Consider the following 26912-nt stretch of genomic DNA (forward strand, 5'->3'; position numbering starts at 1 on the left):
GTGCGCGTCCCCGGGCCCGGTGGGCCGGTGCCGACCGGGGGGTGGAGGGGCTGCGGCGGGGCTGCATCAGTGCGCGGACGGGAGCGAACGTGTCGTTGCTGATCTGGCCGGACCACACCAGATCCCACAACGCGGTCTCGACATCGGCGGCCGGGGTGGTGGTCCCGGTGCTGATGTCCGCGGCGATCTGTGGAAAGCGGAGCGCGCCACCGGGTTCGAGGGCGGCGACGACGGCCTCGTGGATCGGCGTGGTGTCGATCTCGTCGGCGGCGGGCAGGGTGAGCGCAGCGACATCGGCGGGATGCAACGCGATCCAGCCGTCGGCATTCCCGATGCGTCCGTGCCCGGACCAGATGACCTCGCCGGCGCTCAGCAGTTCGTCGAGCATCGCCGGCGTGTAGTCCGATACGCGTGCGGGCAGGACCAGCGACTCCCACGCCGAGGCCGGCAGCGGGAAACCGGCCAACTGGTCGATGACCGTGACCACACCGTCGACACCTCGCAGCTGGGTGGTGGGGGACGCGTGCTGCCAGTCGGTGAGGAACCGGGTCAGCACCTCGGTGCCCACCGGCGCGACCTCGGCCCGGCTCGCGGCGAGTGACCCGCGCCGGATCTGGCCCAGCACGTCGGCGTGACACCACTGGCTGGTTCGTGGTGCGGCGCCGGCCGCGGGATCGGCGGGACCGTCCTCCGGGAGAAAGTCGCCTTCGACGACCCGTCTCTCGGTGGCGAGCCGGTTGAGTGTGTCCCGGACGACCGCGGTCGCGATGCCGATGGCGGCCGCGGCATCGGCCACGGTGAAAGGCCCGTGGGTGCGGGCATATCGGGCGATGAGATCGCCGACCGGATCGGGGACCGGTTCGAGGTAGACCGCCGGAATGCCGAGCGGTGCAGGCACTCCCAGTGCATCCCGCAACCGTGCGGTGTCGTCGATCGACGCCCACAGCGCGCGTCGGTTGTGGTTGACGGAGATGATCTGGCCGCTACGGTGGAGGTCGGCGAGGACATCGGACGCCGGGTCCTCCCCGCGGTATCGGGCCTCGACCTCCTCGGTGGTGAGTGGTCCCAGCCAGCGCAGCAGGTCGACCACGTCTTCGGCGTCGCGCGCCTGACGTTCCGGAGCGAGACGTTGCAGACGGGCGATGACGTCGGCGATGACTCCCGGGTCGAGCAGTTCGCGGAGGTCGACTCGGCCGAGCAACTGGGCGAGGAGGCTGGTGTCGAGCGACAGCGCGGCGGCGCGACGTTCGGCGAGCGGCGCGTCGTCGGCGTACATGAACGCGCCCACGTACCCGAAGAGCAGTGAGGCGGCGAACGGGGAGGGCGTCTGGGTCTCGGTCTCCACGACCCGGATACGGCGCGTGCGGATGCGCGTGAGGAGATCGAGCAGGGCGGGAAGGTCGTAGACGTCCTGCAGACATTCGCGGACCGCTTCGAGCACGATCGGGAAGTCGGGGAACTTGGAGGCAACGGACAGCAGTTGGGCGCTGCGCTGGCGCTGCTGCCACAGTGGCGCGCGCCGTCCGGGGTCGCGTCGCGGCAACAACAGTGCGCGAGCGGCGCATTCGCGGAACCGTGAGGCGAACATCGACGAATCGGCGAGTCCGTCGGTGACGAGCTGCTCCACCTCTTCGGGGTCGAGGAGGAACTTCTCCGCGCCGGGCGGGGCGTCGTCGGTGTCGGGTAGGCGGATGATGATCCCGTCGTCGGAGGCGGTCGTCGCGCCTTCGATGCCCAGGGTCGCGAGCAGCTGCTGAGAGATCGCACTCGCCCACGGGGCGTGTACGCGGAGCCCGTAGGGCGAGTGCAGGATCACCCGCCAGTCGCCGAGTTCATCGCGGAACCGTTCCACGACGAGGGTGCGGTCGGTGGGGAGGTGTCCGGTCGACTCGCGCTGCTCGGCGATGAGGGTCTCGAGGTTGGTTCGGGCGTTGTCGGTGAGGCCGAGGCGTTCGGCATGGTCGTCGAGCTTGCCGGGGTCGGCGATCGCCCCGGTGAACGCGCCGATCGCGGCGCCGAGCTCGGCGGGGCGTCCGATGGCGTCGCCGATCCAGAACGGCAGCCGGCCCGGCTGACCGAACGCAGGGGAGACCAGGACTCGGTCGTGGGTGATGTCCTCGATCCGCCAGCTGGTCGCGCCGAGTGCGAAGACGTCGCCGACACGCGACTCGTAGACCATCTCCTCGTCGAGTTCGCCGACGCGTGTTGCCTTCTCGCCGACCATGAACACACCGAAGAGGCCGCGGTCGGGGATGGAACCGCCGGAGGTGACCGCGAGCCGCTGTGCACCGCGCCGGCCGGTGATCACCCCGGCGTCGCGATCCCAGTTCACCCGCGGGCGCAGCTCCGCGAACTCGTCCGATGGGAAACGACCCGCGATCAGGTCGAGGGTCGCGTCGAACACGCCCCGCCCCAGTTCGCGATAGGGCGCCGCCCGCCGGACCACCTCGTACCAGTGGTCGACCTCGAGATCGTCGACCGCGGCGGCCGCGATGGTCTGCTGGGCGAGGATGTCGAGGGGGTTCTGGGGAACCTTGATCTCCTCGATCGCCCCGTCGAGCATGCGGCTCACCGTCACGGTGCAGTGCAGGAGATCGGTGCGGTGCTTCGGGTACAGGATGCCCTGGCTGATCTCGCCGACCTGGTGGCCCGCGCGCCCGATGCGCTGCAGCCCGCTGGCCACCGACGGCGGGGACTCCACCTGGATCACGAGGTCGACCGCGCCCATGTCGATGCCGAGTTCGAGCGAGCTGGTCGCGACGACGCACGACAGGCGCCCGGCCTTCAGGTCGTCCTCGATCTGGGCGCGCTGCTCCTTGCTGACCGAACCGTGATGCGCGCGGGCGAGTACGGGTTCGGCGCCGGAACTGGCGCCGCTGCCCATCACGAACGCCGGGGCGCCGCCCGCGACCGATGGATTGGCAGCCGGCTCGGCCGGATCGCCGTGGCGTTCGGCGTGGATCTCGTTGAGTCGGGCGGTGAGCTTCTCGGCCAGGCGTCGTGAGTTGGCGAACACGATCGTCGCGCGGTTGGCCTCGATCTGATCGACGATCGAGGCCTCGACGTAGGGCCACAGCGATCCGGCGGTCGGGGAGAACGCGTCGTCGAGTGCGGCGGGGTCGGCGTCGGACACCGGCGGCGGGATGTTGGCCATGTCCTCGACCGGAACATCGACGCGCAGGTCGAAGGTCTTGTCGGCCTTGGGTTTGACCACTTGGCACGGCGCCGCACCCGACAGGAAGGTCGCGACGACGTCCGGCGGGCGGACGGTCGCCGACAGTCCGATCCGCTGCGCGGGCTTCTCGAGCAGCTCGTCGAGTCGTTCGAGGGTCAACGCGAGGTGCGTACCGCGCTTGGTGGCGGCGACCGCGTGCACCTCGTCGACGATGACGGCCTGGACGCCGGTGAGGCTCTCCCGCGCGGCCGACGTGAGCATCAGATACAGGGACTCCGGCGTCGTGATCAGGATGTCGGGCGGTGTCTTGACCAGTGCACGGCGGTCCGCGGCGGAGGTGTCACCGGACCGGACGCCGACGGTGATGTTCGGTTCGGGGAGGTTGAGCTCCTGAGCCGCCCGCGTGATCCCGGTCAGCGGGGCCCGCAGGTTGCGTTCGACGTCGACGGCCAGAGCTTTGAGCGGCGAGATGTAGAGGACCTTGGTGCCCGCGGGCCGCGAGTCCGGGTCGGCGGCGAGGCGGTCGAGGGCCCACAGGAACGCCGCGAGGGTCTTGCCCGACCCGGTGGGAGCGATGACCAGTGTGTTCGAGCCGTCGGCGATCGAGGTCCACGCGCCCTTCTGCGCGGCGGTGGGAGAGGTGAAGGCGCCGGAGAACCACCGTCGGGTGGGGGCGGTGAAGCGGTCGAGCACCGTAGCGCGAGGCATCTCTCCACTATGTCTCACGCGTACGACAGAACGGGGTATACAGTCATCCCACGCCAGTACGGGGAATCCGGTGAGAGTCCGGAACGGTCGCGCCACTGTGAACGCTGCCCACATCGACGCGAACGATGACGGGGAGACGTGAGTCAGGATGCCGTGCCGGCGTGCACCAGTTCCACGGACTCTCCGACGCGAGATCGGCGAAAGGACCCCACCATGACAGCTCCCCGCACCATTGCAGCGGTACAGGCCGCCCCGGCCCGTGCTCTGCCCGTACCGAACCTGTCGGTCGCGAGCGCAGCCCTCTGGCTCAGCCTGACCGTGCTCCTGGCGGGTCTTGCCTACTACTTCCTCGGGTACGACCAGGGCGTCGTGTCCGTCTTCGGCTCCGACACCCATGTGCACGAGTTCGTGCACGACGCACGCCACTTCCTCGGCTTCCCCTGCCACTGAGCCGGCCTCACCGGCCGTATCCCACAGGAAGCCAATTACATATGGAGAAGAAATTCATCGGCGCCGGCCTGCTCGCAGGTCTGATCGCCGGAATCGTCTCGTTCGTGTTCGCACGGTTCTACCTCGAACCGGTCGTCGCCAAGGCCATCGACTACGAAGGCGCCCGATCGGAGGCCGAGGAGGCGCTGGCCCACGCCGCCGAACCGGGTGGCCACTCCCACGGTGAGGGCGGCGAGCTGTTCACGCGTGCCATGCAGGAGAACCTCGGCGCCGGTGTCGGCAACGTCGTGTTCGCGGTGTGCATGGGAGCGTTCTTCGCGGTGGCGTTCACGGTGCTCTGGAGTTACCTCGGCAGTCGCCATCCGGCGACCGACCCGCGTGCGGTGGCGGGTGTGCTCGGCGCGATCGGTTTCGTCGCCGTGTTCGCCGTACCGTTCTTCGCCTACCCGGCGAATCCGCCCGCCGTCGGCGACGACGACACCATCGGCGAGAGGACCGGGGCCTTCCTCACCATCAGTGTGGCGTCGGTGATCCTGGCCATCGCGGCCGTGGTCCTGGCGTTGTGGCTGCGTCCGCGGATCGGTGGGTTCGTCTCGGCCGTCGCCGCTGTCGCCGCCTACCTGGCCGGCGTCGCGATCGTGCTCGCGTTCCTGCCGTCCTTCGCCGAGGTTCCCGAGCCGGTTCGCAACGACGCCGGTCAGATCGTGTTCCCGGGCTTCCCCGGTGACGTGATCGGTGACTTCCGGGTCTACGCCATCGCCAACCAGGTGATCCTGTGGACGGTTCTCACCGTGGTGTTCGCCCTGCTGCTGGGGGCGATGGCGCGCTCGCGTACCGCCGACCGTGCCCCGGCGGTCGCCTCGTAGGCTGCGGCGATCGTCTCGCGCATGCACATCATCACCGCCGGTCGCACGGGCCCCAACAGGTCCGTGCGATTCGGCGGTGATCCGGTTCTGGACGAGCGTGGCCGTCGGGACGTGCTCCGCCTGGCCGCGGCGTCCACGCGCCCGGTCCACTGTTGCGGTCCAGAGATCGCGACCCGGGAGACCGCCGAACTCCTGGGTGCCTCCGACGCCCTCGTCGACGACACCCTGCGGACGCTGGACGTCGGAGCGTGGGCAGGCCGCACCCCGGAGGAGATCGATCCCGTCGAGCTCGGCGCGTGGTTCGCCGATCCCGGTGCCCGGCCACACGGGGGCGAGAGCCTCGCGGATTTCGTCGGCCGAGTCCACGCCTGGCGCGTGGGGCACTCCGGGCTCTCCGACCGTTGTGTGGTGGTGGCGATGCCGGTTGCCCAAGCCCTTCTGTGCCCGGACGCAGAGCGGTTCTTCGCCCACGAGGTCCGCCCCGCGACCATCTACACCTGTGCAAACACCGGATAGGAACAGATTCGCGACGGCGTACCTAGACATCGGCAGTGACTCCTGACACAGTTGGGGACGACGAAACTGAAACATGTTCGCCCCCGGGCGGACACCGGTCTGGGAGTGTGACGATGTTCGAGTGGTCCGATGAAGATCTGATGGTTCGGGACGCCTTGCGGGCGTTCATCGACAAGGAGATCCGGCCACATCTCGACGAACTTGAGTCCGGGGTCCTGCCGCCGTACGACATCACCCGCAAGCTGTTGTCGAGCTTCGGTGTCGATGCCATGGCCAAGGATGCGCTCGAGAAAGAACTCGAGGCAGAAGCCAAGGGGGAGAAGAAGAAGTCCTCCGGTGACGGCGGCGGCATGGGCGGCTCGATGTTCATGATGGTCAACATCGAGCTCGCGGGTGTCTGTCTGGGCCTCGTCGCGTCGCTGGGTGTGAGCATGGGGCTGACCGCCTCGACCATCCGCGGCAAGGGCACGCTGGCGCAGAAGAAGCGCTGGCTGCCCGAGCTGGTGACCATGGAGAAGGTCGGCGCCTGGGCGATCACCGAACCCGACTCCGGGTCGGATGCGCTCGGCGGCATGAAGACCACGGTTCGTCGTGACGGTGACGACTACATCCTCAACGGGCAGAAGACCTTCATCACCAACGGCCCCTACGCGGACACCATCGTCGTGTTCGCCAAGCTCGACGACGGCAGTGGCGTCCCGATGCGCGACCGCAAGGTGCTGTCGTTCGTGCTGGACAAGGGCATGCCCGGGCTGACCCAGGGCAAGCCGTTCAAGAAGATGGGCATGATGAGTTCGCCCACCGGCGAGCTGTTCTTCGACAACGTGCGGGTGGGCAAGGACCGCCTCTTGGGCGAGACCGAGGACACCGGCACCGATTCGCGCGGGTCCGAGGGCGCGAAGGCGGGCTTCACCGCGGAACGCGTCGGCATCGCCGCCCTGTCGCTGGGAATCATCAACGAGGCGCAGCGACTGTCGCTCGACTATGCGAAGAACCGCAAGCTGTGGGGCCAGGAGATCGCCCAGTTCCAGCTCATCCAGCTCAAGCTGGCCGAGATGGAGATCGCGCGGATCAACGTGCAGAACATGCTCTTCAGCGCCATCGAGCGCGGTAAGGCCGGAAAGCCGCTCAGCCTGTCCGAGGCGTCGGCGATGAAGCTCTACTCGTCGAAGGCGGCCACCGACGTCGCCATGGAGGCGGTGCAGCTGTTCGGCGGCAACGGCTACATGGCCGAGTATCGCGTGGAACAGCTTGCGCGCGATGCCAAGTCGCTGATGATCTATGCGGGCAGCAACGAGATCCAGGTGACGCACGTCGCCAAGGGTTTGCTCCGCGGCTGAGCGATTACCGGGTCACCGCCGGGGCCGGTGTATCGCCGGCCTCGGCTCCGGGCGACGCGGCGACAGTGGGTGTCTCGGCCTCAACGGGTGGATCGGCCTCGACGGGTGGACCGGCACCGAGCGCATCGTGCCGGCCGGTCGGGGGCGTGTGGTCCTCGGCCCACGCGCGTGCCGGACGGATCACGACTTCCAGTGCCAGCAGGGCCAGCAGGCCGATGGATGCGACGAGGAGAACGACGAGTCCGGTCGGGTAGCTCCAGAAGACGAGGAGTAGTGCGGCAACGCCCACGACACCGCTCCGCAGTGCGACCCGAGCACGGAAAAGGCTCTCCTCGAACGCATGTGGTGGGCGCGTACGCCGCGTGCGCTGGAAGGCGTCGAGTCCCTGGGTGACGCCGCTGCGGACTGCGAGGGCCGACGCCGAACCGCCGGTGAGGTAGGCGGCCAGTGCGACGACGAGCCCCAGAACGGCCACCGCTCGCAACGCCAGACGCAGGGGATCGAGGACGGTGTCGATGAGGGCTGCTGCGGCGTCCGGGGCGAGGACGTCGGCGGGTACTGCGTCGAGGTAGAGCGCTCGCCCGATCACGAGCGCGATCGCCAGTATCAGCATGCCCAGCACGAGAGAGAGCCCGGCGAGCGACAGGGCCCGGAGGCGCCTTCCCCGCGGTGCGATGGCGACGGCGGCGAGGGCCAGCGCGATGGTCAGCCACGGAAGAACATCGGCCGCGGTGTCGAGTGTCGAGACGGCCTGCTGGGCCCGGACGAGTTCGGGCGAGCGAAACAGCACGAACTGCTTGTCGACCGCCGGAATCCGCTCGGCAAAGGTGAAACCCTGTGCCAGCAGCCGATCCTTGACGTTGTCGATCACGGTCCCCAACGAGATGGCGACCGTTCCGGTGTCGTCGACGGTGACCGACGACGGCCCGGCGTCACCGGTCGCGACGGCGACCAGTGCGCGGTGTGCCGCTCGATTCGCCTGGAGCCACAGGGTTTCGAACTGATCGGACGCGACGAACGTCGACACGGTCTGCCCGACGAAGTTGCGGGCCTGACCGGCCAGCACCGGCGCGAGGCCGTCGACTGCCTGGTCGACGCGTGGGGCGTCTGCGGTTGCGGGCACCGCGTCTGTCAGTGCGGCGAGCGCGGTGGCGGTCAGGCCTTCGACATCGATGCGGGCGAAGATCTCGTCGGTGATCACCGCCGAGATCGCTTCTTGGACAGCCGGATCGCCTGCGAGCGGCGCGACCGTACTGACATAGCGGTCGGTGTCGAGGATCTCGCCACGAACGAACCGCGATGTCACCGAGCTGATGGCGAGCAGCGCCACGAGCACGCAGAGGAGTCCGACGGCGAACCAACGCCAACGGTGGTGGGGGGCCGCGCCGGCGGCCGCCGCCACCGATGGGGAGCCCTCTGAGCGCAGCCGCGCCACCTCGGCTCTCAGATGATCGAGCTCGTTTCGTTCCGCATCGGAGAGGGCGGCGCCGGGCGGAAACCCTTGCGCGCTGCTGTCTTCGTTGGACATGTCGACACCATGGCCGGGCGTCGGCGGTTCAGCGGTGGTCGGCCTTGGGCTGCCAGGTCGACACGGCCCAGATGACCACGATGTCGAGGGCGATGATCAGGACGGACCACCACGGGTAATAGGGCAGCCACAGGAAGTTCGCGATGATGGACAGCCCGGCGATCGCGATGGCGGTGAATCGTGCCCAGGTGGCGCCGTTCATCAACGCGATGCCCACGATCACCATGACGATGCCCAGGACGATGTGAATCCAGCCCCACGTGGAGAAGTCGAGTTTGTAGACGTATTCGAGGCCGCGGACGAACACCTCGTCCTCGGCGACAGCCGCGATCCCCTGGGCGAGTTGGACGACCCCCACCACGGTGAGGATGATCGCGGCGGCTATCGATGTCCCCGCAGCGAAACCTTGTCGCGCGGGTGTGGGATGTCCCTGGTCGGCCGGAGCGGTGTGAGTCATGACGAAGCCCTTCGCTGGACAGTTCTGACAGAGAAAGTGTGCGCTACGTCACACCTGGTCGCAAGGCTTGTTGCAGAACGGGGCCCGGATTTGACCACACCCGTGACCACCGTCGAGCGGCGCAAGACGATTCGCATCGTTGATGCATGCGGTCAGCGTGGCGCGCGGCAGAGCCGCCAGACCCGGTCGCGGGACATCGGTGTCTCGCAGGGACGTTCGCCGATGGCCCGCCGGATGGCATTGGCCATAGCCGGTGCCACCGGGTTGTAGGGCGACTCGCTCATCGACTTGGCGCCGAACGGGCCGAGCTCGTCGGCGGTGTCGGCGAAGTAGACCTCGGTGACGGGGATGTCGGCCATCTGCGGGACGCGGTAGGTACGGAACACGTTCGTCACCGGCACGCCGCGGTCGTCGATCATGACCTCTTCATAGAGGGCGGTGCCGATTCCTTGCGCGACACCGCCTTCCACCTGTCCGCGGCACTGCTCCGGGTTCATGACGGTGCCCGCGTCGGCCGCATGCACCGACTGGAGAATGGCCACGGTGCCGGTCTCGGTGTCGACGGCCACGCGGAACGCCTGCACGTTGAATGCGATCGACCGCATCTCGCCGCGTTCTTCGCCGGCCGCGACGGCGCGTGGACCGGCCGGGTGATCGACGCGGTGACGGGTGTCGACCGAACCGATGAGGTCGCCGAAGCCGACAACGCCGGCGGTCGTGACCGCACCATCGGGTCCGAGCGAGATCTGGTCGGCGGGTGTTCCGGTGAGCCGACCCGCGGCGGCGGTGAGGGCGTCCCGGAGTGCGAGGCATGCGCCGTGGACGGCCTTGCCCGCCACGGTGGTGCCCGCCGAGGCGAACGCGCCGGTGTCGTGCGACGCGGCGTCGGTGTCGCCGTGCCACAGGGAGACCCGTTCGATGTCGGTGGACAAGGCGGTGGCGACGATCTGGGCGTGGACCGTCGTGGTGCCGTTCCCGAACTCGGCCGTGCCGACCCCGACGTGGTAGGTGCCGGCGGCATCGACCGCGACGGTGACATTCGACAGATGTCCACGGGGCGCCATGGTGGCGATGGCGGCGATGGACATTCCCTCGCCGACCCGCCAGCGGTCGCCCGGCGGGGCCGTGACCCCGTTGCCCCGGCGGAGTGCCTGCTCGGCCAGGTCGAGGCACTGATCGAGACCATAGCTGCCGTAGACCAGATCGACCTCGGGTTCGGCCCGTGCGATGAGCAGAGGATCGCCGTCGGCGACGGCGTTGCGCCGGCGGAATTCGAACGGGTCGATGCCGAGCCGGAGCGCGAGCTCGTCCATCGCGCTCTCCACCGCGAACACCACCTGGCCGAGTCCGTATCCACGGAACGCGCCCGACGGCGGGTTGTTGGTGTACACGACCTCGGCGTCGAGCCGTTTGACCGGGCAGTTGTACACCGAGACCGATTCCGCGCAGGCATGGAACATGACGCCGATCGCGTGATTGCCATAGGCGCCGGTGTCGGACAGCAGGTCCACCCGTAGCGCGGTGAGCCGGCCGTCGGCGTCCGCGCCGGCGTCGACGGTGACGCGCATCGGATGACGGTATGTGGTCCGGGTCAGTTCTTCGGTCCGGGTCATCTCGTACGCGCACGGCTGCCCGGTACGCAGCACGGCGAGTGCGACGAGATCTTCGGTGAGCATCTCCTGCTTTCCGCCGAACCCGCCGCCCACGCGGGCGCTGAAGACCCGAACGCGTTCGGGCGGCAGGTCGAAGAGCAACGCGAGCTCGTTGCGTACCAGGAACGGGACCTGCGTGCTGGTCCGGATGACGAGGCGCCCCTGCTCGTCCATCCAGCCGATCGAACCGTGGGTCTCCAGCTGGGCATGTGACACCCGGTTGCTGTTCCAGGTGCCGTGCACCGTTTCCGCGGACGCGGCCAGGGCGGCGTCGGCGTCGCCGCCGAATCCCTCGTGGAAGGTGACGACGACGTTGCGCGCCGCCTCGGCCACTCGGTCGTCCGGGGTGCGATCGGGGTGGATCACGGGGGCACCGGGGCTGCGGGCGGCTTCCGGGTCGAACACCGCGGGCAGCGCCTCGTAGGTGACCTCGACGAGCGCGAGCGCCTGGTCGGCCACTGCCGGTGAGGTGGCGACAACGGCGGCGACCCGCTGCCCGGCGAAGCGGACCACCGGGTCGAAGATGAGTGTGTCGTCGGGATCCTCGAGCCGGCTCTCGTGGCGACCTGTCGAAAACCTCTGCGTCGAGACGTTCTCGTGGGTGAGGATCAGCTCGACGCCGGGCAGCGCGCTCGCCGCGGTGGTGTCGATCGCGGTGATCCGGGCGTGCGCGTGCGGCGAGCCGAGCACGTGGATCGACAGCGTTCCGGGGGTGGGGACGTCGAAAGTGTATGGCTCGGAACCGGTCACGACGCGACGGGCCGCGAGCGGGTTCACCGACGTGCCGACCAGTGCCCGCGGTGCCACGGTGGCGACCGGGGCCGGTGGCGCCCCCGCTGTGCCTGCGCCCGCTGTGCCTGCGGCCGCTGTGCCTGCGGCCGAGGTGATCGCGTCGCGTATGGCGCGATATCCCGTGCACCGGCACAGGTTTCCCTTCATCCGCCGGGGCAGGTCGTCGAGGTGGTCGGCGGTGACGGTCGACGCGGTCACGATCATGCCCGCGGTGCAGAAGCCGCACTGGAACCCGAAGTTGTCGACGAACGACTGCTGCACGGGGTGCAGGTCGTCGGGTGTGCCGAGCCCGGCGACGGTCGTCACCGATCGACCCGCGACCCGCTGCGCCGGGTAGATGCACGAATGCACGGGTTCGCCGTCGACGAGCACCGAGCAGGCGCCGCAGTCGCCGGCGTCGCACCCCTTCTTCACCTCGAAGTGGGCATGCTGGCGCAGCAGCATCCGAAGGCACTGTCCGGCAGCGGGTTCGGCGTCCACCTCGTCGCCGTTGACCTCGAACCTCATGCGCCGGCCCTGTCTCCCATGTCGACTCCCGTCCACCCCGACAGCTCGATCCGGATCTCCTCGGCGAGGACCGCCGACACCCCGCGCCGCCAGTCGGCCGACCCGAGCGGGTCGGTGTAATAGCCACTGGCCGCGGTGATGTCGTCGTGCAGCGCCTCGCGGGCCGGTAGAGCCGGGTATCTCAACACCGTCGGCCATTCGGTGGCGGCGGTGATGGCGAAGACGGTGGAACCGTCTTCGTCGACACGTCCGGTCACCACGGCGCCCGAGCGGCCGAGCTCGGCGAGCGCGATCTTGCGGAACCCGGTGCGCGCTCGCAGGGCGTGGCCGGGAAAATCGATGGCGCGCAGCACTTCTCCGGGACCCAGGATGTTGATGCCGTTCCCGATGACGAGTTCGGCGACGGGTAGGTCCCGGTCGGTGTCGTCGGGACTCCAGATGTGGGCGGTCGCGTCGAGTGCGGTCGCCAGGGAGACCATGGACGCCGCGGCGAACGAGCGGCAGATGTTGCCGCCCACGGTCGCCATGTTCCAGATCTTGAACGATGCCAGGAGCGCATGGGCGCACTGCGCGAACAGTGGCTGTGCGTGGAATCCGGGCCGGGGGCCGAGTGCGACCAGGTGGGCGATGGTGCAGGTCGCGGCGATCCGGAGACCGCCGTCGGGGAGGTCTTCGACGGGCGCCCAACCCATCTCGCTGAGGTCGACGAGGCCCGTCGTCGCCGGCTGCGGTTCCGAGAACACCCAGGTCCCGCCCGCGACGAGTTGCTCGCCCGGTGCGGGGAACACCTCGTCGCGTGATCGGGCGAAGCGATAGTGGGAGACGGCGGTGAGGTCCATCATCGTGCCCTGTCGAGAAGGCGTCGGTGCGCGGAGGCGACGGCGGTGAGCGGCTGTGGGAGGTCTGGGGCGAGTGTGCTCCACCGTACGAGGCAGGTGGCGTCGCCGTGCAGGATCGAGCCGATTGCGTCCCGTCGTCGCGGTATGCGGGTCACGAATCCGGGCGTCGGTGGCGGCACGGCGTCACGTTACTTTCATCGGCGGTGGTCCGCATCTCGACCGCGGCCGACGCGCCGCCCGGGCGAGGTGCCCTGTCACACCGGGGTTTCGGTGCTCCGCCCGTGCGAAGGTATCGCGAGGGACACCACGGCTGCGACCACGCACATGACGAGCGCGATGCCCGAGGCCCACAGATACCCGTCGGTGGCAGGGACCTCCACGACCGCTCCGTCGGAGGTGGTGACCGCGACCATCGACCAGGTGAGCAGCATGCCGACCGCGGCAGCCGCCGTCGACGTCCCGATGATCCGCATGAGAGCGTTCACGCCGTTGGATTCGCCGGTCTGCTCGACACTCACCGATTGCATGATCAGCGCGGGCATGGCGGAGTAGGCGATACCGAGGCCCGCACCGATGCAGCAGGCGATGACCAGCATGTGAATCCAGGTGAGGTCCCAGGGCCCGGTGATACCCACGATGAACACGATGTAGCCCGCTCCGATGATCACCGCACCGACGGCGAGTGAGATGCGTGCACCGAAGACGGCGTTGATGCGCCCGCTGATGTGCGAGAACGTGAACATCACCAGTCCGCTCGGCGCGAGTATGAGACTGGCGTGCACCATGTCGTAGCCGAAGCCGTCCTGACTGCCGGTCGGCGCCATCAGGAGCTGGATCGGGATGAGCTGCATGGCGTAGAACGCGAACCCGGTGGCGATCGAGGCCAGGTTGGTCAGCAACAGCGGACGCCTGCCGAGGATTCGCAGATCGATCAGCGGATCCGCGCGGCGGAGTTCGGCGAGGACCCACAGCGCGAGGAAGACCACGAATCCGGCGAACATGCCGAGGGTGAGGGGATTCGACCAGCCCCACTCGGCGCCCTTCGACAACGGCAGCAGGAGGCAGACGAGGACGATGGTCAGCCCGATGGCGCCGAGCGCGTCGAAGCGCCCGCCCGACGGTTTGGCGGTGGAGCGCACGGTCAGCGCGACGCCGACCGCGGCAAGGGTCGCGGCAGCGGCACACGACCAGAACAGCGCGTGCCAGCTGAGGTGTTGGGCGATGAGTGCGGCGACCGGGAGTCCCAGTGCGCCGCCGATGCCGAGCGACGCGCTCATCGTGCCCACCGACGACCCGAGGTGCCGGGGCGGCACGATGTCGCGCATGACGCTGATGCCCAGTGCCACGATGCCGAAACCCAGTCCTTGCAGGCCGCGTCCGATGATGAACAACGGCAGGGAGGTGGCGACGGCGCAGGCGACCGATCCGATCGCGACGAAGCCGAGGCTGACGAGGATCGCGAGGCGTTTGCCGTACATGTCGCCGATTCGTCCGCCGATGGGCGTCGCGACCGCGCCGAGGAGCAAGGTGATGGTGATGGCCCAGGTGGTGTCCGAGGCGTCCGCGTGCAGAAGTGCGGGCAGCTGGGGGATCAGGGGCACGATGATGGTCTGCATCAGCGCCACGACGATCCCCGCCAGGCAGAGGATGACCACCGCGAGGCGCGGGTGCGGCTTCTCGCCGGCGGAATCCGGGGGCGGGAGATCGGGAGTGTTGTCCGTCGTACCGTCGACGTCCGTCCGGCTCGTCACGCCGACATCCGGCTGGTCGCGATCGTCATTCGATTAACACCTCCGAACGATCAGGGTATCGCGGGAGCCGTCGGCGAGAACGTTCGCACCCGGAGGCCGCCCACCCCCGCGCGCTACCGCAGGTCGGCCGCCCCGATCGGTTCCGGCCACCGGGGCGTGAGCCCGTCGCCCGACGACACGCCGCGGATGCGCCGCATCAGCCACGGGCCGAGGAACGTCCGGGCCCACTCGGAGTCCTGCCTGCGCCGTTCACGCCGTGTCGCCACGGCGGCCTCGGCCAGGTCCTGCGGGGTGATCCCGTGCTCGACACCCAGGAGGTCGAGGACGTGCGCGGCCATGCGCGTGTGCCCCAGCGGCGACATGTGCAATCGGTCGGTGTCCCACATGCGGTAGTCGTCGTATCCGGTCATGCGCCAGAAGTCACAGATCAGAGCGCCGTGGCGCTCGGCCACCGCGCGGACGAGTTCGTTGTAGATCGCGATCCGCCCGCGCAGCATTCGGAACACGGGTGCCCACCCGGTGTCGTAGGCGGTGAACACCACGACCGTCGCCCCCGTCGCGGCCAGCCGGCCCAGGGCGGCGTCGTACCGTTCCATCAGCGCGTCGATGTCCAGCCCGGGACGCATCAGGTCGTTGCCGCCGGCGTAGACCGTGACGAGGCCCGGGTTCAGTGCGACCGCCGGCTCGAGCTGTTCGGCGATCACCTCGTCGAGCAACCGGCCGCGGATCGCGAGGTTCGCGTAGGTGAAGTCCGCGCCGTCCCCTGTCGCGGCGAGCTGTTCGGCGACGCGGTCGGCCCATCCGCGGACACCGTTGGGTCGGGTCGGATCCGGATCGCCGACGCCCTCGGTGAACGAATCGCCCAATGCGACGTAGCGGGTGAAGCCCACGAGCGCGCCTTCCTGTCGAGTGGTCGGCATGACGCTAATCCCGTCTGCCGGTCCCGGCCAAAGCGTGCCCGGGACGGAACGATCGGTCGGCATTCCGAGGGAGCGGTCGATCGGTATTCCCGAATAGTCGAGTCGGCGGATCTCTCATTGTCGAACGGCCCTGGAGAGTTCCTGTCAACACTGCCGCAATGAGTGCCACGTACATTGCGCGGCAATTGGTTTCGGTCCCTTCGGAGGGATCGCCGCACCCCTGCGACGGAACGTCTCGGACGACTCGGAATGCGGTGGCGCGTGCCCTTTCCGAAGGTGCCGGAGACAGTGTGAGGGGGTGGCCGGTCGGCCGGTCTCGGTGAGTAGGATCACGACGTGAACTGCCCGTGGAGAACGGGTCGGCGTCGTCGGGGCTCCTGCGTCGAACCGTGTCCGTCGGGGGTTTGTTCGCGCGATCTCCACCGCGATTGTGCGAATCGCTGAGCACGCGCCGGACCGGCGCAGGCGTGAGAGAAAGAGAACACCACGATGTTCGACAAGGTTCTGGTCGCCAACCGCGGGGAGATCGCCATCCGCGCGTTCCGTGCCGCCTATGAGCTCGGCGCGCGGACGGTTGCGATCTTCCCCTACGAGGACCGCAATTCGGTGCATCGGCTCAAGGCCGACGAGTCCTACCAGATCGGTGTGCCGGGACATCCGGTTCGGGCCTACCTGTCCGTGGACGAGGTCGTCAGTGCGGCCGTCCGTTGCGGCGCCGACGCGATCTACCCCGGCTACGGGTTCCTCTCCGAGAACCAGGGTCTGGCCGCGGCGTGCGCGGAGGCCGGGATCACCTTCGTGGGTCCCAGCGCCGACATCCTGGAGATGACGGGCAACAAGGCGACCGCGGTGGCCGCGGCGAAGGCGGCCGGGATCCCGGTCCTCGCCAGCTCGGAACCGTCGTCGGACCTCGACGAGCTGCTCGCCGCCGCCGAGGACATGCAGTTCCCGGTGTTCGTGAAGGCCGTCGCCGGTGGAGGTGGACGGGGTATGCGCCGCGTCGACGACCGTGCCGACCTCGCCGAGGCGATCGCTGCGGCTTCCCGCGAGGCCGAGGCCGCGTTCGGCGACGCGACGGTGTTCCTCGAGCAGGCCGTGGTCAACCCGCGCCACATCGAGGTTCAGATTCTCGCCGACACCCACGGCAACGTCATCCATCTCTACGAGCGCGACTGCAGCCTCCAGCGTCGGCACCAGAAGGTCATCGAGCTGGCTCCCGCCCCGAATCTCTCCGACGAGTTGCGCGAGAAGATCTGCGCCGATGCCGTCGCCTTCGCCCGCCACATCGGTTACTCCTGTGCGGGCACCGTCGAGTTCCTCCTCGACGAGCAGGGCCGGCACGTCTTCATCGAGATGAATCCGCGCATCCAGGTCGAACACACCGTCACCGAGGAGATCACCGACGTCGACCTGGTGAGCGCGCAGCTGCGGATCGCCTCGGGTGAGTCGCTCGACGATCTCGGCCTGAGTCAGGACGTGATCCGCATCCGTGGAGCCGCCCTGCAGTGCCGCATCACCACCGAGGACCCGGCGAACGGGTTCCGGCCCGACGTCGGGCGCATCACCGCGTACCGCAGCCCGGGCGGCGCGGGTGTGCGGCTGGACGGCGGCGCCACCCTGGGCGCCGAGGTCAGCGGCCACTTCGACTCGATGCTGGTCAAACTCACCTGCCGCGGAAGAGATTTCCCGACCGCGATGCGTCGCGCGCGGCGCGCCGTCGCCGAGTTCCGCATCCGCGGCGTCGCGACGAACATCCCGTTCCTGCAGGCGGTCCTCGACGATCCCGACTTCCGCGCGGGACGCGTCACGACGTCGTTCATCGACGAGCGGCCGGAGCTGCTGACGTCGCGTTCGTCTGCCGACCGCGGCACGCGCATCCTGTCCTTCCTCGCCGATGTCACGGTCAACAAGCCGCACGGTGAGCGGCCGACGACGGTGTACCCGCGCGACAAGCTGCCCACCGTCGAACGCGCGGTCCTCGCGGCACCGCCGAACGGTTCACGGCAGCGTCTGCTCGAGCTCGGCCCGGAAGGGTTCGCACGCGACCTGCGGGAGAACCCGCGGCTGGGCATCACCGACACCACCTTCCGCGATGCACACCAGTCGTTGCTCGCGACACGTGTGCGCACCAACGGGTTGCTCAACGTCGCACCCTACGTCGCCGCGCTGACCCCCGAGCTGCTCTCCGTCGAATGCTGGGGCGGCGCGACCTACGATGTGGCACTGCGCTTTCTGAAGGAAGACCCCTGGGATCGACTGGCCCAGCTGCGCGAAGCGATCCCCAACATCTGTCTGCAGATGCTGTTGCGGGGCGCCAACACGGTGGGTTACACCCCGTATCCGACCAAGGTGACGACCGCCTTCGTGTCCGAGGCGACCGACGTGGGCATCGACATCTTCCGTATCTTCGATGCGCTCAACAACATCGAGGCGATGCGCCCGGCGATCGACGCGGTGCGCGAGACCGGCACGGCGGTGGCCGAGGTGGCCATGAGTTACACCGGTGACCTGTCGAACCCGGCCGAGGACCTCTACACCCTCGACTACTACCTGCGCCTGGCCGAGCAGATCGTGTCCGCCGGCGCGCATGTCATCGCCATCAAGGACATGGCCGGCCTGCTGCGGGCCCCTGCGGCCACGACGCTGGTCTCGGCCCTGCGCCGCGAGTTCGACCTGCCGATCCACGTGCACACCCACGACACCCCGGGCGGCCAGCTCGCGACATACATGGCCGCATGGCAGGCCGGGGCGGATGCGGTCGACGGTGCGAGTGCCGCGCTCGCGGGCACCACGAGCCAGCCCGCCCTGTCGGCGATCGTCGCCGCGACCGCACACACCGAGCGCGACAGCGGGATCGATCTCGCGCGGGTGTGCGACCTCGAGCCGTACTGGGAAGCGCTGCGAAAGGTGTACTCGCCGTTCGAGTCCGGTCTTCCCGCACCGACCGGTCGGGTGTACTCGCACGAGATCCCGGGCGGGCAGCTGTCGAACCTGCGTCAGCAGGCCATCTCCCTCGGCCTCGGCAATCGTTTCGAGGCGGTGGAGCAGGCCTATGCGGCCGCCGACTCGATGCTGGGTCGTCTGGTGAAGGTGACGCCCTCGTCGAAGGTCGTCGGTGACCTGGCGCTCGCATTGGTCGGGCGCGGGATCACCGCGTCGGACTTCGCGGCCGACCCGGCGTCCTACGACATCCCGGACTCGGTGATCGGTTTCCTGCGAGGCGAACTCGGCGACCCGCCCGGCGGATGGCCGGAACCCCTGCGCACTCTCGCGCTCGAGGGGCGTGCGCCCGCACCGGAGGTCGTGGCACTCTCCGCCGATGACGAGGCGATCCTGGACAAGCCGGGTCGCGATCGTCAGGTCCGCCTCAACCACCTGCTGTTCCCCGGTCCCGCCAAGGAGTTCGAGGAGCACTACGAGACCTACGGGGACACCTCGCGGTTGTCGGCCAACCAGTTCTTCTACGGGCTGCGGTATGGCGAGGAGCATCGGGTCGAACTCGAGCCCGGCGTCGAATTGCTCATCGGACTCGAGGCGATCAGCGAACCGGACGACCAGGGTATGCGCACGGTGATGTGCGTCCTGAACGGGCAACTGCGGCCCATCGCCGTGCGCGACCATGCCGTCGATTCGGCGGTCGCGGCGGCTGAGAAGGCCGACCGGTCGAACCCGCATCACGTGGGTGCGCCGTTCGCGGGTGTGGTCTCGCTGTCGGTCGACGTCGGCGACGAGGTCGCCGTCGGCGCGACCATCGGCACCATCGAGGCGATGAAGATGGAGGCCGCGATCACCGCGCCGGTGGCGGGCAAGGTCGCCCGCCTGGCGATCGGCCAGGTCACCCAGGTGTCGCCGGGCGATCTGCTGATCGAGATTCGCTGAGCACCCGGCGGCGGGGGAAGAGCCCCCGCCGCCGATCAGCTCCCGCGATACGTGGAGTAGGCGAAGGGGCTCAACAGGATCGGCACGTGGTGGTGGCGTTCGGCGTCGTCGATCTCGAAACAGACGTCTATTTCGGGATAGAAACCCTTGATGTCGTTGTCGGCGAACCAGTTCCCGGTGTCGAAGACGAGGTGATAGATCCCGGGGACGAGGGCCTCGGTGTTCACCGCCGCGATGCGTCCGTCGGAATCGGTGGTACCGGTGGCCAGGTGCGTTCCCGACGCGTCCTGTAGCGACACCTCGATGCCGACGGCGGGCGAACCCGACGTGGCGTCGAGGACGTGGGTGGACAGTCCGGTCATTCCGAAACCCTTTCATCGGCGGTGCTCTCGGCCGACAGCATACGGAGCAGTCGGGCGCGGTTGATCTGCGCGAGTTCGCCGCGCAGGATGCGGCGTTCGGTGGCAGCGTCGTTGGTCATCCGACTCTCGAGGATCGCGAGCAGTTCGTCGGCGGGCCGGCCGTTCGCGAAGACCAGATACACGTGCCCGAACCGCTCCTCGTAGGACGCGTTGCGCTGCCGGAGTTCGCCGAGCACCGATGGCGCGGAGACCGCCACCCCGGACTGTTCCCGCGCCGAGGAAGCGTTGTCCGGCCGGTCACCGATCCGCGGATGCCCGGCGAGCGCTTCGTCGATGTCGGACTCGGAGAGCTCGTCCAGCGCGCGATCGGCGAGGTCGAGCACTGCGGCGACATCGGCGAACGGACGCGCGCCGGCCATGCGGTCGACCCAGGCCGACGACGCGCACACGGAGCGCAGTGCCGACCGGGCCGCATCGTCGTCCATCTCATCGAGCCGCATGCCGTCCAGCCTAGGAGGAGCGAGCTCGGTGCGTCGCGGGGAAGATGGAGCGATGAGCGAGCCCACCGAGACCACACGTGCCGACCGGATACTCGGTGTGGTGCTCGCGGCGGGAGCGGGGACGCGCTACGGCATGCCGAAGATCCTGGCGCACGGGGGAGAGTGGCTCGAGCACGCGGTCGTGTCGCTGCGGGACGGCGGATGCGACGACGTCGTGGTGGCCATGGGGGCTGCGGTGGTCGACCCGCCGGCCGGGGCCCGTGCGCTGATCGTCGACCGGTGGGCCGACGGAGTCGGTACCACGGTGGCGGAGGCGCTGCGGGAGGCGCGGGAGCATCCGGACGTCGCCGGGGTCGTCCTGCACGTCGTCGACACACCGGGTGTCGGCGCCGACGTGGTGGCCCGGGTCGTCGCGGCCGGGCAGTGCAGGCGAGATGGGTTGGCACGCGCGGTCTTCGACGGGCGGCCCGGCCATCCGGTCTACCTCGGTGCCGATCATCTCGATCCCGCGCTCGACGTACTCACGGGAGACCGCGGTGCGCAGATCTATCTGCGCGACCGGAACGTGGCCGTGATCGAGTGCGGGGACCTTGCCTCTGGCCATGACATCGATAACAACATCGACGACGACATCGACGACGACACCCACGAGAGGCCGACCCCCGACTGAACGTCGGGCGTAGCCGATTCGAGACCTTCTCGTCGCCTTTCCGGTGCACGGTGATCGCACGTGGGACATTCGTCCATGTCTAGGGTGCACACATAGCCGGGTAACGGACAGCACTCCCGAAGCGGGTGATCACCGTGGCGCTTGGACGACGTCGACGCCTCTCCGCGATGCTCGCCGCGCTGCTCATCACCGCGGGACTCGCCGCATGCGGAGGTGCCCCGGCCCCAGACGGCCCCGTCCGGGAGCCCGCCGCCGACGCGCACACCCCACCCGGGTTCGACACGACGTTCCGGTGGACGGCGACCGCCAGCCTGGACCCGACGTCGGCGGAGGGTACGTTCGTCCGCGCGTTCGTCGAATCCTTCGAGCTGGCCAATGCCGGGCGGTCGGCGGACTGGGGCTACCCGGGTTTCGTCGACGCCGCACCGTCGAACATCGGCCAGATGGTCGTCGCGTATCCCACCGATGTCTCGATCCACCGGGAGGCGGGGACCGCCTTCTACCGCGGCCTCCGTCGCGTCGACGGTGCGGGTTCGGTACGGATCGTGTTGTGCCGGCACGGTTTCCGATCGGTGCTTCAGAACGATCGCTGGACCGTCGGGTTCGACACACCGCGACCGGTCGAGATCGACGTCCGGCGCGTCGGGACCGAGCCCGCACGTGCACCCAGCGGCAGCGAACGACTTCCCGGCGCCGATGTCTTCGGCGGGTGGTACGCGTCGCGGTACGACTTCGCGGCGCTGTATCCGACGCCCACCCCGGACCAGAATGCCTGCGCCGCAACGACACCCGTGGACATGCCGCACTGGCTGCCGACATCGGCCGACGATCCGTGGCCCACGATGCCGCCGGTTCCCGGGTGGACCGCCTACCCGGGCGCGGGGTGAGCGTCAGGTCAGCGCGTCGAGCAGGTCGTCCAGATGGACCGGGAGGTCGCGTACCCGCACGCCGGTCGCGTTGTGGATGGCGTTGACCACCGCGGCGGCGCTGCCCACGATGCCGATCTCACCGGCACCGCGCGAACCCATGGGCGTCGCGTACTCATCGGGGTCGTCGAGCCAGAGGGCATCGACGTCGACGATGTCGGCGTGCACCGGGATGTGATACTCGGCGAGATCCTGGGTGACGATGTGCCCGAACCGGTGATCGCGAACACTCTCCTCATGCAATGCCATCGAGATCCCGAAGGTCATGCCCCCGATCAGTTGTGATCGCACGGTGCGCGGGTTGATGGCGCGGCCGATCGAGAAGACCCCGAGCATGCGCGGGATGCGGATCTCGCCGGTGTCCGCGTCGACCCGCACCTCGACGAAGTGTGCCCCGAAGGACGCCGCGGTGACCTTCTCGAGGTCCGGGTTGTCAGCGGCGTCCGCGCTGAGCTCGGCATCCTCGGGTGGCTCGTCTCCGAACCGTGCCCGGAACTGGTGCGCTGTCGTGACGATCGCCGAACCCCATGAGGAGGTGCCCGACGAACCGCCGGCGACGGTGGCACTGGGCAGGGAACTGTCGCCGATCTCGATGTCGACGACGTCGGTGGAGACCCCGAGGGCGTCGGCGGCGATGAGCAGCAGGGTCGTCCAGGCCCCGGTCCCGATGTCGGTGGCGGCGATCCGAACCGAGTAGCGGCCGCCGGAGAAGCGGATCGACGCCGTGTTGCCCGGGTTCACCATGTGCGGATACGTCGACGCCGCGACGCCCAGGCCCACGAGATGATGCCCGTCGCGGTGGGCGCCGGGTTGCCGATGGCGCCGGTCCCAGCCGAACCGTTCGGCCCCCACGCGGAGGCATTCGACGAGCTGTCTCGACGACCACGGCTTGCCCGTCTCCGGGTCCTCGGGCGGTTCGTTGCGGAGTCGCAGCTCGATCGGATCGAGGTCGAGGGCGTGGGCCAGCTCGTCCATCGCGACCTCGCCGGCGAACATCCCGGGGGCCTCTCCCGGCGCGCGCATCCAGAACGGGACCGGGACGTCGAGGGGGACGACGTGGTGGTCGGTGCGGCGGTTCGCGGCGGAGTACATGCTGCGCGAGGTCACCGCGGCCTGTTCGGCGAACTCCTTCGCGTGCGCGCTGTGCGTGTGCGCTTCGTGGACCAGGGCGGTGATCCGGCCGTCTGCGTCCGCGGCCAGGTGGAGATGCGACCGGGTCGGCGCGCGGTGGCCGACGTAGGCGAACATGTGCTGCCGGGTGACGGCGAACTTGATCGCCCGACCCGGCAGCTCGAACGCCGCGAGCGCGGCCAGCACGTCGTGGGAATGCGGTGAGCCCTTCGAACCGAATCCGCCGCCGACGTGCGGTGCGAGAACTCTCATCTGGTGCGGTTCGAGACCGAGAATCGGTGCCAGGGTCGAGACGACGCCCTGGGTCGACTGGGTGGAGTCGTGGAGCGTGAGTACTCCCGGCTCCGGCTCCCAGCGCGCCACGACGGTGTGTGGCTCCATCGGGTTGTTGTGTTCCTCCGGCGTCGAATACCACTGGTCGACCCGGGCCGCGTCCGGTGCGAGGTCCGCCAGGACTGCATCGGGATCGCCGTCCTGCGAAGTGGGTTCGAACCCGCCGTTGACCTGCTCGGGGCGGTAGCTGTCGGGGTGGTCGACGCGGAATTCGGTGTCGTGGTCGCTCTGCTCGTAGGTCACCGTGACCGAGCCGGCCGCCTCGCGGGCCGTCTCCGGCGTGTCCGCCACCACCGCGCCGATGAGCTGTCCGCGGTAGGCGACCTCCGGTGACTGCAGGATGGTCAGATCGCCGTCGGAGGTGTCGGCCAGGCGGGGCGCGTTCTCCGGGGTCAGCACCAGCAGCACGCCCTCGGTGGCCCGCGCCGTCGCGGAGTCCATCGTGGCCACCCGACCGCGGGCGATCGTCGCCGTGATCGGCCAGAGGTACACGGCGTCGGAGACGTGCTCGTACGCGTAGGGCGCCGTGCCGCGGACCTTGTCCACCCCGTCGATGCGCGCATGGGAGGTTCCGATGGCGCTCATCGTGCGCTCAACTCCCGCAGAGTCGCCATGAGCGTTCGGCGGGCGAGGGGCACCTTGTAGGCGTTGCCCTCCAGTACCTGTGCGTCGGTCAGCTCGGCATCGGCTGCGGCGGCGAACAATTCGGCCGACGGACGATTCCCGCGCAGCACGCTCTCGGCGCGCTCGGCGCGCCAGGGCTTGTGCGCGACACCGCCGAACGCGATACGCGCGTCGTCGATGACCCCGCCGTCGATGCTCAATTCGGCGCCGACGGAGACGAGCGCGAACGCGTACGACGCCCGATCGCGGACCTTGCGGTACGTGGAGACTGCACCCGGGCGGGGCGCCGGGACGTTGATGGCGACGATGACGTCGTGCGGTTCGAGCACCGTATCGCGGTCCGGGTGCTCACCGGGGAGGCGATGGAGGGCGCGCACGTCGAACTCGCGTTCGCCGTCCGGACCCTGGACGACGACCCGCGCATCGAGCGCGGTGAGTGCGACCGCCATGTCCGATGGATGGGTCGCCACGCAGTTCTCGGACGCGCCGAGGATGGCGTGATGACGGGTGTAACCGCCGAGAGCGGAGCACCCCGACCCGGGCGAGCGCTTGTTGCACGGCGTGGTCACGTCCTGGAAGTACACGCAGCGGGTCCGCTGCAACAGGTTCCCGGCGTTGGTGGCGAGATTGCGCAGTTGAGGAGACGCTCCCGACAGCAGCGCACGGGAGAGAACCGGGTAGCGACGGCGGACGAGTGGATGCGCCGCCGTGTCCGCGTTGCGGGCGGTCGCCCCCAGGCGGAGCGAGCCATCCGGATTCTCGCCGATCTCGTCCAGGGGGAGTCGCGAGATGTCCACGAGCACAGGCGGATCGGCGACCCCGAGCTTCATGTGGTCGACGAGGTTGGTGCCGCCGGCGAGCAGTTTCGCGCCGGGGTTGTCCCGAAGAAAATCCACGGCACCGGTCACGTCCCGGGCGCGTTCGTAGGTGAAGGGGATCATCGGCCGGCCACCTGTCGGATGGCGGCGAGGATGTTGGGATACGCCGCGCACCGGCAGAGGTTGCCGCTCATCCGTTCTCGTATCTCGTCGTCGCTCAGCGGATCGATGTCCGCGTCCGGCTCGAGTTCATCGGTGACGTGACTCGGGTCGCCGCGCTGTGCCTCGTCCAGCATCCCCGCCGCCGAGCACACCTGACCGGGCGTGCAATACCCGCACTGGAACGCATCCTGCTCGATGAACGCCCGATGCAGTGCGTGCAGATCCTCGCCTGCGTCCCCGTCCTCGCCTGCGGCCCCGTTCCCGCGCAGTCCCTCGGCGGTCACGATCTCGGCCCCTTCGTAGCTCACGGCGAACGAGAGGCAGCTGATCACCCGTCGTCCGTCGACGAGCACGGTGCACGACCCGCACTGACCGTGGTCGCATCCCTTCTTCGGCGAGTAGATGCCCAGACGGTCGCGGAGGCCGTCGAGCAAGGTTGTGCGCGTGTCCACGCGGACGTCGTGGTGCACACCGTTCACGGACAACGAGACCCTGGATTCCACAGCAGGGGTGGTACCCGGGCAACGGACGGGTAAACCACGCCGCCGTCTGGAACAATCGGCGCAATGGCCCCCTCGAGACCCAGAGTCGTTGTCATCGGTGCCGGATTCGCAGGCATGCACTGCCTCCGCCGGCTCAAGAAGGAGCCGGTCGACGTGACCGTCGTCGACCGCGGGACCAGCCACCTCTTCCAGCCACTGCTCTATCAGTGCGCCACCGGCCTGCTGTCCGAGGGCGCGATCTCCAGCCCCGTCCGACACCTGACCCGACGGCACCCGAATCTCGACGTGGTCCTGGGGGAGGCGTCGGGCATCGACGCCGAGGCCCGCGAACTGACCATCGACCGGATCGACGGGTCGTCGTTCCGGCTGTCCTACGACTACCTCGTCGTCGCCGCCGGGATGCGCACCGCCTATCGCGGCAACGAGGAGTTCGCGGCGCACGCGCCCGGGATGAAGACCCTCGACGACGCCCTGTCGATCCGGCGGAAGATCATGGCGGCGTTCGAGATGGCCGAGACGATCACCGACCCGGTCGAGCAGCGCGCGTGGCTCACGTTCGCCGTGGCGGGCGGAGGACCCACGGGGGTCGAGTTGGCCGGGCAGATCCGGGAGGTCGCCACGCTGGCGCTCGAGCGCGAGTTCGATGCGATCGACCCGGCGCAGGCACGGGTTCTGCTGTTGCACGGCGGGGACCGGGTCCTGCCGTCGTTCCACTCGAAGCTGTCGGCGAGTGCCCAGCGCACGCTCGACGACCTCGGGGTGGAGACCCATCTCGGGGTGCACGTGACCGGTGTGGGGGAGGACTACGTCGAGACCACCCGTAAGGCCGACGGGGACAAGCAGGTCTATCGCGCGCGCACCACGTTGTGGACGACGGGAGTCGAGGCGGTCCCGTTCGCGACCACGCTCGCGGGCGCGCTGGGCGTCGAGCAGGATCGCGGGGGTCGCATCCCGGTCGAGGCGGATCTCTCGGTGCCGGGTCACCCGCACGTCTTCGTGTGCGGCGACATGAGCTCGTACCGTGACCTGCCCGGTGTCGCCGAGGTGGCGATGCAAGGGGGCCGCCATGCCGGTGCGGTCATCGCCGAAACGGTTGCGGGGCAGGCGACCCGATCCCCGTTCAAGTATCGCGACCTGGGCACGGCCGCCTACATCGCCCGTCGTCACGCGATCGTGCAGTCGGGACCCCTCCATCTGTCCGGGTTCCCCGGCTGGGTGGCGTGGGGCGTCATCCACATCGCCTTCCTGGCCGGCGTCCGCAACCGGATGGGCACCGTGATGACCTGGGGCGCAACACTCCTCACCGACAGTCGACGAGAGCGCGCGATCACCTACGGCGATCCGGAGACGGCGCGGCAACCGTACGGGCAGTAACGGGGTTCATTCGGCCCGCTCGCTTCGCTCCCGGCGCCGGGGCGATTCGGCCCGCTCGCCGCCCGGGTTCCCGTCGAACGCTTGTCCGTGACCCCCTCGCCTGGTATCCAGAGTAGAACACGTTCTAAT

General features: G+C 69.1%; 20 protein-coding genes and 1 riboswitch. Of the genes, 8 read left to right on the forward strand and 12 right to left on the reverse strand.

All coding sequences use genetic code 11. From position 1 onward, the window contains the following. A partial coding sequence (locus tag MAY35_RS19630) for an ATP-dependent helicase (protein ID WP_238422966.1) occupies positions 1-3883 on the reverse strand: 3883 nt, incomplete at its 3' end. A 61-nt stretch (positions 3884-3944) separates the two neighbouring features. Next, positions 3945-4036, forward strand: a riboswitch (cobalamin riboswitch). Positions 4037-4096: 60 nt separating this feature from the next. Between MAY35_RS19630 and MAY35_RS19635 the strand changes: the two genes are divergently transcribed. The 4 genes from MAY35_RS19635 to MAY35_RS19650 all read left to right on the forward strand — a co-directional run bounded on the left by MAY35_RS19635 (position 4097) and on the right by MAY35_RS19650 (position 7055). Then, complete coding sequence (locus MAY35_RS19635; RefSeq protein WP_238422967.1) at positions 4097-4333, forward strand: CbtB-domain containing protein; 237 nt, start codon at positions 4097-4099, stop codon at positions 4331-4333. Positions 4334-4374: 41 nt separating this feature from the next. Then, complete coding sequence (locus MAY35_RS19640; RefSeq protein WP_238422968.1) at positions 4375-5199, forward strand: CbtA family protein; 825 nt, start codon at positions 4375-4377, stop codon at positions 5197-5199. A 21-nt stretch (positions 5200-5220) separates the two neighbouring features. Beyond that, a complete protein-coding gene (locus tag MAY35_RS19645) occupies positions 5221-5715 on the forward strand; it encodes a histidine phosphatase family protein (protein ID WP_238422969.1) in 495 nt (164 codons plus the stop codon). A gap of 113 nt (positions 5716-5828) precedes the next feature. After that, a complete protein-coding gene (locus tag MAY35_RS19650) occupies positions 5829-7055 on the forward strand; it encodes an acyl-CoA dehydrogenase family protein (RefSeq protein ID WP_238422970.1) in 1227 nt (408 codons plus the stop codon). Positions 7056-7059: 4 nt separating this feature from the next. Here the strand turns inward: MAY35_RS19650 and MAY35_RS19655 are convergent, their stop codons facing one another. The 6 genes from MAY35_RS19655 to MAY35_RS19680 all read right to left on the reverse strand — a co-directional run bounded on the left by MAY35_RS19655 (position 7060) and on the right by MAY35_RS19680 (position 15471). Next, positions 7060-8583: a hypothetical protein gene (locus tag MAY35_RS19655; protein ID WP_238422971.1), complete on the reverse strand. Its 1524-nt coding sequence runs from the start codon at positions 8581-8583 to the stop codon at positions 7060-7062. A gap of 28 nt (positions 8584-8611) precedes the next feature. Then, positions 8612-9040, reverse strand: coding sequence for a hypothetical protein (locus MAY35_RS19660; RefSeq protein ID WP_238422972.1), 429 nt, complete (start codon positions 9038-9040; stop codon positions 8612-8614). A gap of 152 nt (positions 9041-9192) precedes the next feature. Next, on the reverse strand, positions 9193-11991 hold the full coding sequence (locus MAY35_RS19665; protein ID WP_238422973.1) for a molybdopterin cofactor-binding domain-containing protein: 2799 nt from the start codon (positions 11989-11991) through the stop codon (positions 9193-9195). Next, positions 11988-12830 (reverse strand): xanthine dehydrogenase family protein subunit M, encoded by an 843-nt coding sequence (locus tag MAY35_RS19670; protein WP_238423035.1) that lies wholly within the window; start codon positions 12828-12830, stop codon positions 11988-11990. The genes MAY35_RS19665 and MAY35_RS19670 overlap by 4 nt, the downstream gene beginning before the upstream one ends. 254 nt (positions 12831-13084) lie before the next feature. Then, entirely contained in the window at positions 13085-14581 is a 1497-nt protein-coding gene (locus MAY35_RS19675) for an MFS transporter (RefSeq protein ID WP_238422974.1), read from the reverse strand. A 113-nt stretch (positions 14582-14694) separates the two neighbouring features. Then, the gene (locus tag MAY35_RS19680) at positions 14695-15471 is read right to left on the reverse strand and encodes an SGNH/GDSL hydrolase family protein (RefSeq protein WP_238423036.1); all 777 of its coding nucleotides are present in this window, start codon (positions 15469-15471) and stop codon (positions 14695-14697) included. 519 nt (positions 15472-15990) lie between these two features. Between MAY35_RS19680 and MAY35_RS19685 the strand changes: the two genes are divergently transcribed. Further along, positions 15991-19380, forward strand: a complete 3390-nt coding sequence (locus tag MAY35_RS19685; RefSeq protein ID WP_238422975.1) for a pyruvate carboxylase — start codon at positions 15991-15993, stop codon at positions 19378-19380. A 35-nt stretch (positions 19381-19415) separates the two neighbouring features. Here MAY35_RS19685 and uraH read toward each other — a convergent pair whose 3' ends face one another. Both uraH and uraD read right to left on the reverse strand, forming a co-directional pair. Continuing rightward, positions 19416-19742, reverse strand: a complete 327-nt coding sequence (gene uraH, locus MAY35_RS19690) for a hydroxyisourate hydrolase (RefSeq protein WP_238422976.1) — start codon at positions 19740-19742, stop codon at positions 19416-19418. Beyond that, positions 19739-20242 carry a 2-oxo-4-hydroxy-4-carboxy-5-ureidoimidazoline decarboxylase gene (gene uraD / locus MAY35_RS19695; protein ID WP_238422977.1) on the reverse strand — a complete coding sequence of 168 codons (504 nt, stop codon included), beginning with the start codon at positions 20240-20242 and terminating at the stop codon, positions 19739-19741. Before uraD ends, uraH begins: the two co-directional genes overlap by 4 nt. A gap of 52 nt (positions 20243-20294) precedes the next feature. Between uraD and MAY35_RS19700 the strand changes: the two genes are divergently transcribed. Further along, on the forward strand, positions 20295-20912 hold the full coding sequence (locus MAY35_RS19700; protein WP_238422978.1) for an NTP transferase domain-containing protein: 618 nt from the start codon (positions 20295-20297) through the stop codon (positions 20910-20912). 167 nt (positions 20913-21079) lie between these two features. Continuing rightward, entirely contained in the window at positions 21080-21799 is a 720-nt protein-coding gene (locus MAY35_RS19705; protein WP_238423037.1) for a hypothetical protein, read from the forward strand. Positions 21800-21802: 3 nt separating this feature from the next. On the opposite strand, the gene MAY35_RS19710 is transcribed toward MAY35_RS19705, so the two are convergent. From MAY35_RS19710 to MAY35_RS19720, 3 genes are read right to left on the reverse strand one after another with little or no spacing between them, the layout of a single operon-like run. Further along, complete coding sequence (locus MAY35_RS19710; RefSeq protein WP_238422979.1) at positions 21803-23887, reverse strand: xanthine dehydrogenase family protein molybdopterin-binding subunit; 2085 nt, start codon at positions 23885-23887, stop codon at positions 21803-21805. Continuing rightward, the gene (locus MAY35_RS19715; protein WP_238422980.1) at positions 23884-24867 is read right to left on the reverse strand and encodes a xanthine dehydrogenase family protein subunit M; all 984 of its coding nucleotides are present in this window, start codon (positions 24865-24867) and stop codon (positions 23884-23886) included. Before MAY35_RS19715 ends, MAY35_RS19710 begins: the two co-directional genes overlap by 4 nt. Then, complete coding sequence (locus tag MAY35_RS19720) at positions 24864-25409, reverse strand: 2Fe-2S iron-sulfur cluster-binding protein (RefSeq protein ID WP_238422981.1); 546 nt, start codon at positions 25407-25409, stop codon at positions 24864-24866. The genes MAY35_RS19715 and MAY35_RS19720 overlap by 4 nt, the downstream gene beginning before the upstream one ends. A 63-nt stretch (positions 25410-25472) precedes the next feature. Here MAY35_RS19720 and MAY35_RS19725 point away from each other — a divergent pair, with 63 nt between their 5' ends. After that, positions 25473-26783, forward strand: a complete 1311-nt coding sequence (locus tag MAY35_RS19725) for an NAD(P)/FAD-dependent oxidoreductase (RefSeq protein ID WP_238422982.1) — start codon at positions 25473-25475, stop codon at positions 26781-26783. Positions 26784-26912: the final 129 nt, after the last annotated feature.

Origin of the sequence: Gordonia sp. 'Campus', assembly GCF_022206305.1 — a bacterium.
GTDB lineage: Bacteria > Actinomycetota > Actinomycetes > Mycobacteriales > Mycobacteriaceae > Gordonia.

Excerpts from the sequence above, each read along its gene's own strand:
- MAY35_RS19700 (WP_238422978.1), top strand. The coding sequence starts at position 20,295 with ATGAGCGAGCCCACCGAGACCACACGTGCCGACCGGATACTCGGTGTG.
- MAY35_RS19650 (WP_238422970.1), top strand. The coding sequence starts at position 5,829 with ATGTTCGAGTGGTCCGATGAAGATCTGATGGTTCGGGACGCCTTGCGG.
- MAY35_RS19655 (WP_238422971.1), bottom strand. The coding sequence starts at position 8,583 with ATGTCCAACGAAGACAGCAGCGCGCAAGGGTTTCCGCCCGGCGCCGCC.
- MAY35_RS19685 (WP_238422975.1), top strand. The coding sequence starts at position 15,991 with ATGTTCGACAAGGTTCTGGTCGCCAACCGCGGGGAGATCGCCATCCGC.
- MAY35_RS19705 (WP_238423037.1), top strand. The coding sequence starts at position 21,080 with ATGCTCGCCGCGCTGCTCATCACCGCGGGACTCGCCGCATGCGGAGGT.
- MAY35_RS19645 (WP_238422969.1), top strand. The coding sequence starts at position 5,221 with ATGCACATCATCACCGCCGGTCGCACGGGCCCCAACAGGTCCGTGCGA.
- MAY35_RS19715 (WP_238422980.1), bottom strand. The coding sequence starts at position 24,867 with ATGATCCCCTTCACCTACGAACGCGCCCGGGACGTGACCGGTGCCGTG.
- MAY35_RS19660 (WP_238422972.1), bottom strand. The coding sequence starts at position 9,040 with ATGACTCACACCGCTCCGGCCGACCAGGGACATCCCACACCCGCGCGA.
- MAY35_RS19640 (WP_238422968.1), top strand. The coding sequence starts at position 4,375 with ATGGAGAAGAAATTCATCGGCGCCGGCCTGCTCGCAGGTCTGATCGCC.
- MAY35_RS19710 (WP_238422979.1), bottom strand. The coding sequence starts at position 23,887 with ATGAGCGCCATCGGAACCTCCCATGCGCGCATCGACGGGGTGGACAAG.
- MAY35_RS19670 (WP_238423035.1), bottom strand. The coding sequence starts at position 12,830 with ATGGACCTCACCGCCGTCTCCCACTATCGCTTCGCCCGATCACGCGAC.
- MAY35_RS19665 (WP_238422973.1), bottom strand. The coding sequence starts at position 11,991 with ATGAGGTTCGAGGTCAACGGCGACGAGGTGGACGCCGAACCCGCTGCC.
- uraH (WP_238422976.1), bottom strand. The coding sequence starts at position 19,742 with ATGACCGGACTGTCCACCCACGTCCTCGACGCCACGTCGGGTTCGCCC.
- uraD (WP_238422977.1), bottom strand. The coding sequence starts at position 20,242 with ATGCGGCTCGATGAGATGGACGACGATGCGGCCCGGTCGGCACTGCGC.
- MAY35_RS19725 (WP_238422982.1), top strand. The coding sequence starts at position 25,473 with ATGGCCCCCTCGAGACCCAGAGTCGTTGTCATCGGTGCCGGATTCGCA.
- MAY35_RS19635 (WP_238422967.1), top strand. The coding sequence starts at position 4,097 with ATGACAGCTCCCCGCACCATTGCAGCGGTACAGGCCGCCCCGGCCCGT.